This window comes from Micromonospora sp. D75, from assembly GCF_018070405.1.
Taxonomy (GTDB): Bacteria; Actinomycetota; Actinomycetes; order Mycobacteriales; family Micromonosporaceae; genus Micromonospora; species Micromonospora chalcea.
On record NZ_JAGPXV010000231.1, the window covers coordinates 1 to 8403 of the forward strand.

Below are 8403 nucleotides of genomic sequence, written 5' to 3' on the forward strand. Positions count from 1 at the left end.
TGCCTGCTTCGGCGGCGGCCCGCTTGCTCGCGCCGGCGGCGAAGTAGGCGGCCCACTCGTCCAGCTCGGGGGCGACGGTGGCGAGCAGCACCCAGACGCTGGTGATCCGGTTCCGCCGGGTGGGCGCGGGACGGGCCCGGGCGGCGAGCACTGCGGCGGCGGCGCGCAGCGCCGCGAGGTGGGCGGCGGCGTACCGGAGACCGTCGGGACGGGTGCGGGCGGCCTCGGCCAGCCCGTCGCGGGCCACCGCGAGCAACTGGGCGGGGGTGCGGTGCGGCAGCACGTGCGCGGGCACCGTGGGCGCCTGGGCCGGACTGGTCGGCATGGGTCTCTCCTCCGCGTGTGGCCGGGGCGGGCGGTCGCGCGACGGGGAAACCGTCGCCCGGTCGCCCGGGGCGGTCGGTGCGGAGGAAGACGCACCTTCAGGTGGCTGGCCGGCCGGGTGTGGACGCTTCCCCACACCCACCCCCGGCCGGCGTGCCGGCGGGTCCGTCGCCCGCCGCCCGGGGGTCGTGGGCGGCGGGCGACAACCTGCCTGACGGGCCCGGACTCGCGACTGTCCGAACCCGGTGCGGCCCGCGGTGCCGCACCTCCCGGAAGCCGGTGCCGCGAAACACCGCTTCCGGAGCGTTCGACGGGTGCCCGACCGGTCGGACCGGAGCCGGGCCAGCCGGGGAGCTGAGCCGCTATCCGCTCCAACCGAATCGAACACTCGTTCTAACTACCCTGACAGTACACCTCCCCACCGACGAAAACGCAACGTGTGACGCGCCGGGGACACACGGGAGGGCCACGGCCCCCGGCGGGGTCGTACCGGGGGTGAGGGAAGAATGGGGGCATGCAGCCACACCCGAACGTGCAGGCGGTGCAGCGCGCGCTCGACGAGGCGGGCGCGCGGGACGGATCGGGCGAGGCCAGCCTCGTCCGACTGCTGCCCGACGCGGTGCACACCGCCGCCGCCGCGGCCGAGGCGCTCGGCGTCGCCGTCGGCGCCATCGCCAACTCGCTGATCTTCGACGCGGACGGCGCGCCGCTGCTGGTGCTCACCTCCGGCGCGCACCGGGTGGACACCGCCGGGCTGGCCGCCACGCTGGGCGTGACCCGGCTGCGCCGGGCCACCCCGGAGTTCGTCAAGCAGCACACCGGGCAGGTGATCGGCGGCGTCGCCCCGGTCGGCCACCCCACGCCGCTGCGCACCGTCGTCGACACCGCCCTGACCGGGTACGACGAGGTGTGGGCGGCCGGCGGCGTACCCCGGGCGGTGTTCCCCACCACGTACGCGGAACTGCTGCGGATCACCGCCGGCGCGCCGGCCGAGGTGGCGTGAACCCCGAACTCGTCACGCTGCACGTGTGGCGTGTGCCCCGGCGGGCCGTACCCGGTGTGCCGGCCCGGATGGCCACCCACCCGGCGCGGCTGCGCCGCCTGCCCGGCGTCCGCTTCGCCAAGCTGCTCGGCACCGGGACCGGCACCGGATTCGGCCCCGGCGACGCCGACCTGACCCGATGGGCCGCGCTCGTGGTCTGGGACTCCCCCGCCGACGCGGCCGGCTTCGACGCCTCCCCGGTCGCCCGCTCCTGGGCCCGGATCGCCCGCGCCGCGGTACGGGTCGACCTGCGCCCGCTGACCAGCCGCGGCCGGTGGTCCGGCCGGGAGCCGTTCGGCGCGCCGTCGGGCGGGCGGGTCACCGGTCCGGTGCTGGCGCTGACCCGGGCCCGGCTGCGGGCCCGCCGGGCGGCCACGTTCTGGCGGGCGATCCCGCCGGTCGCCACCGAGCTGCACGCCGCGCCCGGCCTGCTCGCCCGCTTCGGCGTCGGCGAGGCGCCGCTGGGCTGGCAGGGCACGGTGAGCGTGTGGCGCGACCCGGCGGACCTGGTCGCGTTCGCGTACCGTTCCCCCGAGCACCGCGCCGCGATCACCCGCACCCCCACCGAGGGCTGGTACGCGGAGGAACTGTTCGCGCGGTTCGCGGTGGGCGACGTGGTCGGCGACCGCACGGTGCTCGGCTGGGCCGCCGAGGGCGGCCCGGAAACAGCGAGAGGGTACGCATGAGGCTGGTGCGGTGGACACCGGACGACCTGGTCCGGCGGCTGGACGACGTGGTGGCCGTCTACGGCGAGGCGATGGGCTACCGGCCCGACCTGCTGGAGGCCCGCCGCGGCTACATCGCCACCCACGTACGCCGGCTCGGCTTCCGCGCCGTCGCCAGCCTCACCACCGAGGGCCACCTGGCCGGCTTCGGGTACGGCTACCGGGGCGCCACCGGGCAGTGGTGGCACGACCAGGTGCACCGGGCGCTGAACGCGCGGGACCGGCAGCGCTGGCTGGCGCACCCGTTCGAGGTGGTCGAGCTGCACGTCCGCCCGCCCGCGCAGGGGCACGGCCTGGGCGCCCGCCAGTTGCGCGCGCTGCTCGCCGTGGCCGAGGGCGACACCACGCTGCTGTCCACGCCGGAGGCCGACGAGGAGAAGTCCCGGGCCTGGCGGCTGTACCGCCGGTTCGGTTTCGTCGACGTCCTGCGGCACTTCCACTTCCCCGGCGACGAGCGGCCGTTCGGCGTGCTCGGCCGGGACCTGCCGCTGCCCCCGCCGGACGCCCCGTGAGCGCGAGGAGTGAGCCGGGTTTGCGAGCCCCGCAGTCGCGAACGAAAGGGCGGCACCGTGAGCGCGAGGAGTGAGCCGGGTTTGCGAGCCCCGCAGTCGCGAACGAAAGGCGGCACAGCATGAGAGCCCGGCTGCCCTGGGCGCTGCTGGCCGCGCTGATCCTCGCCCAGATCTGCTACCCGCTCACCGGCGGCGCGACCCGGGCCGGGCTCACGGTGGCCACAGTGGTGCTCGGCTGGCTGCTCTCGGTCGGCCACGCGCTGCTCACCCGCGGCGTCCGTACCGCCGCCGCGCTGGTCGCGGTCGTCACCGGCGGCGGGTTCGCGGTGGAGGCGATCGGCGTGGCCACCGGGTTCCCGTTCGGCACCTACGACTACTCCGGCGAGCTGGGCCCGAAGCTGGCCGGGGTGCCGCTGATCATCCCACTCGCCTGGACCTGGATGGCCTGGCCGGCGTGGCTCACCGCGGTCCGGCTGGTCCGCTCCCGCCCCGCCCGGATCGCGCTGTCGGCGGTCGGGCTGGCCGCCTGGGACCTGTTCCTCGACCCGCAGATGGTGGCCGAGGGCTACTGGACCTGGCGCGACGCCACCCCGGCGCTGCCCGGGCTGCCCGGCATCCCGGTCAGCAACTACCTGGGCTGGCTGGGCTTCGCGGTGCTGCTCGCGGTCGCGCTGCGCCCGCTCGCCGGGCCGTCGGTGGACCGGACCGACGGCCGGGACGCGCCGATGTTCGCGCTCTACCTCTGGACGTACGCCTCCAGCGTGCTGGCGCACGCGGTGTTCCTGCGGCTGCCGGCGTCGGCGCTGTGGGGCGCGGCCGGGATGGCGGTGGCGGCGGTGCCGCTGGCGGTGACGCTGTGGCGGGCCCGCCGGGACCGGGCCGCCGCGCCGGAGCCGGCGCCGCGCGTCGACGCCCCGGCATGATCGCCACCCTCGCGCTGGCCGTGGCGGTCGCCGCGCTCACCGGGCACACGATCGTCAACGCGTACGCCTGGCTGCGCCGCCCGGCCGCCGGCCCGGCCGAGGTCACCGAGCCGGTGGCGGTGCTGCTGCCGCTGCGCGACGAGGCCGAGCGGGTCACCCCGTGCCTGCGCGCGCTGCTGGCCCAGCGCGGCGTGCCGGACCTGCGGATCGTGGTGCTCGACGACGGCTCGACCGACGGCACCGCCGACGTGGTCCGCGCGGTGGCCGGTGACGATCCCCGGCTCACGCTGCTCACCGGCGTCGCCCCGCCGCCGGGCTGGCTGGGCAAGCCGCACGCCTGCTGGCAGCTCGCCACCCGGACCGCCCCGGAGCCGGCGGTGCTGGCCTTCGTCGACGCGGACGTGGTGCTCACCCCGTACGCGGTGGCGGCGGCGGTGACCGAGTTGCGCGCGGCGGACGCGGCGCTGCTGTCGCCGTACCCCCGGATCGTGGTGCGGACGGTGGCCGACCGGCTGGCGCAGCCGCTGCTGCAGTGGTTGTGGCTGACGTTCCTGCCGCTGCGCGCGATGGAACGCTCGCGGCGGCCGTCCCTCGCGGCGGCGGGCGGGCAGTTCCTGGTCGTGGACCGGGCCGGCTACCTGCGGGCCGGCGGGCACGCGGCGGTGGCCGACAAGGTGCTGGAGGACATCGAGCTGGCCCGGGCGGTGAAACGGGCCGGCGGGCGGATCGCGCTGGCCGACGGGTCCCGGCTGGCGTCCTGCCGGATGTACGACACCTGGCCGCAGCTGCGCGACGGCTACACCAAGTCGCTGTGGGCGACGTTCGGGCACCCGGCCGCCGCGGCGGCCGTGCTGGCGCTGCTGTCCGCGCTCTACGTCGCGCCGCCGCTGCTGGCGCTCGGGGCGCTGCTCGCCGGCGCGCCGGCGGTGGCCGCCGTGGCGTTCCTGGCCTACCTGGCCGGGGTCGCCGGGCGGGTGGTCAGCGCCCGCGCCACCGGCGGACGGGCGTGGCCCGACGCGCTCGCACACCCCGTGTCGGTCGTGGTCCTCGGTTGGCTGACCGTCCGGTCGTACCATCTGCGGAAGCGACACCGGCTCACCTGGCGGGGTCGCCCGGTCACCTAGGAGGGGCACGCCATGGCGCGCATCGTGGTCATCGGCGCCGGGGTGGGCGGGCTCGCCGCCGCCGCCCGGCTCGCGGTCACCGGGCACGAGGTCACCGTCCTCGAACGGGCCGGCACGGTCGGGGGCAAGCTCGGCCGGTACGCCCACCACACCCCGGAGGGGGTGTGGCACTTCGACACCGGGCCGAGCCTGTTCACGCTGCCGCAGGTCTTCCACGACCTGTTCGAGGCGACCGGCGCGAAGCTCGACGAATACCTGGACCTGGTCCCGCTGGACCCGATCGTGCGGCACGTCTTCCCCGGCGGCGGACAGGCGCTCGACTCCTGCGCCGACCCGGACGAGTTCGCCGCCCGGATCGGCGCCGCGTTCGGCGACCGGTCCGCCGCCGACTGGCGCGGGCTGTGGCGGCGCGCCGGCCGGGTGTGGGCGGCCTCGCACCGGGACATCCTGCGCCGTACCGTCGACTCGCCCCGCGACCTGGCCGCGCTGGCCTGGCGGCTGGGCGACCTGGCCGCCATCGGCCCCGGCCGCAGCCTGCGCGGGCTGGGCCGCCGCCACCTGTCCGACCCACGGATGCGGATGCTGCTGGACCGGTACGCCACGTACACCGGCGCCGACCCGCGCCGCGCCCCGGCCGCGCTCGTCGCCGTTCCCTACGCCGAGCTGGCGTACGGCGGCTGGTACCTGCGCGGCGGGCTGGGCACGCTCGCCGACGCGCTGCTGTCGCGCTGCCTGGACCTGGGCGTGGTGGTACGCACCGACGCCGCGGTCACCCGGATCGACGCCGCGGGCGGGCGGGTGCACGGGGTACGCGTGGCCGGGTCGGCCGCGCCGGTGCCCGCCGACGTGGTGGTCGCCAACGTGGACGCGCTCACCGTCTACCGGGACCTGCTGCCCGACCCGCGCCGGCTGGCCGCGCTCACCGACCGCAGCCTGGCCGGATTCGTGCTGCTGCTGGGCGTGCGCGGCGACTCCGGGCTGGCCCACCACACCGTGTTCTTCCCCCGCGACTACGACGCCGAGTTCGACGCCGTGCTCGGCGACCCGGGTCGCGGGGTGCGGGCCCGCCCGGCCCCGGACCCGACCGTGTTCGTCACCGCCGCCGACGATCCGGCGGTACGCCCCGACGGCCACGAGGCGTGGTTCGTGCTCGTGAACGCGCCCCGGCACGGCACCGCCGCGAGCGCCGTGGACTGGCGGCGGCCCGGCCTGGCCGAGGCGTACGCGGACCGGATCCTCGACGTGCTGGCCGAGCGCGGCGCCGACGTGCGGGACCGGCTGGTGTTCCGGGAGATCCGTACCCCGGCCGACCTGGACGCGGCCACCGGCGCGCCGGGCGGGGCGATCTACGGCACCGCGGGCGGGCTGCTGCGCCCGGCCAACCGGGGCCCGGCGGCCGGGCTCTGGCTGGTCGGCGGCTCCAGCCACCCGGGCGGCGGCCTGCCCATGGTCACGATGTCCGCCGAGATCGTCGCCGAGGCGGTCGGCCCCGCCTGGTGAGGGGTGTAAGGAAGGGCCCCTTGTTAACGCCTCCGGTAGAGGAAGGGCCCCTTATTAACGCGCGCCGCGTGCCGCGCGCCGCCCGCCGCCCGCCGCGCGTGGGCGCGGCGGGGCTGCGCGGGCGCGGGCGCGGCGGTCAGCCCGCGTCGACCAGGGCGCGGCGGACGGCGGAGAGCAACTGCCCCAGGCCGAACCCGGCGAGCAGCACCCACACCGTGGTGGCCATGGTGATGGTGCCGGCCGTCAGGTCGGCGTCGATCAGCCCGGTGAGCCCGGCGACGAGCAGCCCGACCAGCGCCACGCTGACCCGGGTGGGCCGCTCCCCCACCGTCACCGCGCCGATCTCCCGCATCCCCGCCGACACCGCGCGCGCCCGCACGTACTCGTGCAGCCAGGACAGGCCCCCGGCCGCCGCGACCAGCGCGCCCGGCGCGCCGAGCAGCCAGAACGCGATCAGCCAGGCCACCTCGCCGAGCCGGTCGGCGACCGAGTCGTAGACGTAGCCCAGCCGGGTGGTGCGGCCGGTCGCGACCGCCACCGCGCCGTCGACGCTGTCGGCCACCGCCGCCAGCAGCACGAACAGCGCGCCCAGGAACGGTCCGTCGCCGGGCCGCTCCGCGAACAGGGGTACGCAGAAGCAGAGCAGCACCCCGAACACGGTCACCGGGGTCGGGCCGACGCGCAGCCGGCCCAGCACGTAGCCCACGTGGTAGGCGAAGCGCAGCCAGGCACGCACCACCGGCGCGGCGGTACGCGGATCGAATCCGCCGTGCAGCCGCGCCCACGCGGTCGCGTACTGGTCCCAGTTCAGCTGTGTGCCCACCACGGATCAACCGTAGAAGCACGGCGCGGGTGTCGTGTGGCGGGTGGTCACACCCGTGCGGCCGCGCGCAGCCGCTGCCACACCTCGCGGGTCGCGGTGGACCGGTTGAGCGTGATGAAGTGGATCCCCGGCACGCCCTCGTCGAGCAGCTTCTCGCACATCTCGCTCGCCTGCTCCACGCCGAGGCGGCGGACCGCCTCGGGGTCGTCGGCCACCCGCTCGAACCGCTCGGCGAGCGCCGGCGGGAACGGCGCGCCGGACAGCTGCACGGAGCGTTCGATGGTGCCGATCTGGGTCACCGGCATCACCCCGGCCAGGATCGGCGTGTCGCAGCCGGTGGCGGCCACCCGGTCACGCAGCCGCAGGTAGTCGTCGGCGTCGAAGAACATCTGGGTGATCGCGAACTCCGCGCCGGCCCGGCACTTGCGCACGAAGTAGGCGGTGTCGCTGTCCACGTCCGGCGAACGCGGGTGCTTGTACGGGAAGGCGGCCACGCCGACGCTGAAGTCACCGCTGTCGCGGACCAGCCGGACCAGGTCCTCTGCGTACCGGACGCCCTCGGGGTGGGCGATCCACTCGCCGCCCGGGTCGCCCGGCGGGTCACCCCGCACGGCCAGCACGTTGCGCACCCCGACCGAGGCCAGCCGGCCGATCACGTGCCGCAGCTCGGCGACCGAGTGGTTCACCGCGGTCAGGTGCGCCATCGGCAGCAGCGTGGTCTCGGTGGCGATCCGCTCGGTCACCGCCACCGTGGTGTCGCGGGTCGAGCCGCCCGCGCCGTAGGTGATCGAGACGAACGAGGGGCGCAGCGACTCCAGCTCGCGGATGGCCTGCCAGAGCAGCTTCTCCCCGGCCTGCGTCTTCGGCGGGAAGAACTCGAAGGAGAAGGTGGGGCGGCCGTCACGGATCAGCTCCCCGATGGCCGGCTGGGGATTGGGGAGGACCGAGGGAAGACCGAGCGCCACGGACCGACTGTAGCCGGGAGCGCACGGCTTACCGAGGGTCTTCCCAGCCCGCGAACACTTCGCGGCGCGACGTCGTACCCCGGGGGTAGAAAGACCACAGCGCGGTGGGGCGGCCGACGGCCGTCCCGGGGGCCCGCGCGGGGGTCGCACGACTGTGACGCGCCGGTGCCAGCCGGACGTCCGCGTCGCCATTTCACGTCGTCGCCCCCGGAGGTCACCATGATCCCGTCCTGGCCGCCCGGTCCGCGGCTGCTCGGGCCGCTCCTGGCCGAGCTGCGGGCCGCCCGCGGCTGGAGCCAGCAGCGCCTCGCCGCCGAGCTCTGCGCCGCCTCCGGCGTGCCCACCCTGACCCGGCACGAGGTGTCCCGCTGGGAGCGTCAGCTCCGGCTCCCCGGCGACTTCTGGTCCGCGTGGCTGGCGACGGTCCTGGGCGTGCCCGGCGAGCTGCTCGCCGGGGCCGCCGCC

General features: G+C 76.6%; 10 protein-coding genes. 7 read left to right on the forward strand and 3 right to left on the reverse strand.

What is annotated here, in order from left to right:
* Nucleotides 1-325 (reverse strand): SAV_6107 family HEPN domain-containing protein (locus KBX39_RS15735; protein WP_247660249.1); only part of this gene is annotated, 325 nt, incomplete at its 3' end.
* A 513-nt stretch (nt 326-838) separates the two neighbouring features.
* Between KBX39_RS15735 and KBX39_RS15740 the strand changes: the two genes are divergently transcribed.
* The 6 genes from KBX39_RS15740 (at nt 839) to KBX39_RS15765 (ending at nt 6150) form a co-directional block, all read left to right on the forward strand.
* A complete protein-coding gene (locus KBX39_RS15740) occupies nt 839-1327 on the forward strand; it encodes a YbaK/EbsC family protein (RefSeq protein ID WP_064445214.1) in 489 nt (162 codons plus the stop codon).
* Entirely contained in the window at nt 1324-2052 is a 729-nt protein-coding gene (locus KBX39_RS15745; RefSeq protein ID WP_043329444.1) for a monooxygenase, read from the forward strand. Before KBX39_RS15740 ends, KBX39_RS15745 begins: the two co-directional genes overlap by 4 nt.
* Complete coding sequence (locus KBX39_RS15750) at nt 2049-2603, forward strand: GNAT family N-acetyltransferase (RefSeq protein WP_210871243.1); 555 nt, start codon at nt 2049-2051, stop codon at nt 2601-2603. The genes KBX39_RS15745 and KBX39_RS15750 overlap by 4 nt, the downstream gene beginning before the upstream one ends.
* A 119-nt stretch (nt 2604-2722) precedes the next feature.
* Nucleotides 2723-3526, forward strand: coding sequence for a carotenoid biosynthesis protein (locus KBX39_RS15755; RefSeq protein WP_210871246.1), 804 nt, complete (start codon nt 2723-2725; stop codon nt 3524-3526).
* Nucleotides 3523-4650 (forward strand): glycosyltransferase family 2 protein, encoded by a 1128-nt coding sequence (locus KBX39_RS15760; RefSeq protein WP_210871248.1) that lies wholly within the window; start codon nt 3523-3525, stop codon nt 4648-4650. Before KBX39_RS15755 ends, KBX39_RS15760 begins: the two co-directional genes overlap by 4 nt.
* A gap of 12 nt (nt 4651-4662) precedes the next feature.
* A complete protein-coding gene (locus KBX39_RS15765; protein WP_210871250.1) occupies nt 4663-6150 on the forward strand; it encodes an NAD(P)/FAD-dependent oxidoreductase in 1488 nt (495 codons plus the stop codon).
* Nucleotides 6151-6286: 136 nt separating this feature from the next.
* On the opposite strand, the gene KBX39_RS15770 is transcribed toward KBX39_RS15765, so the two are convergent.
* Together KBX39_RS15770 and metF are read right to left on the reverse strand one after the other, a co-directional pair.
* Entirely contained in the window at nt 6287-6976 is a 690-nt protein-coding gene (locus KBX39_RS15770) for a CDP-alcohol phosphatidyltransferase family protein (protein ID WP_064445211.1), read from the reverse strand.
* 44 nt (nt 6977-7020) lie between these two features.
* Entirely contained in the window at nt 7021-7938 is a 918-nt protein-coding gene (gene metF / locus KBX39_RS15775; protein WP_064445210.1) for a methylenetetrahydrofolate reductase [NAD(P)H], read from the reverse strand.
* A 219-nt stretch (nt 7939-8157) separates the two neighbouring features.
* On the opposite strand from metF, the gene KBX39_RS15780 reads away from it, so the two are divergent.
* Nucleotides 8158-8403: helix-turn-helix domain-containing protein (locus KBX39_RS15780; protein WP_210871252.1), on the forward strand; the 246-nt coding region annotated here is incomplete at its 3' end.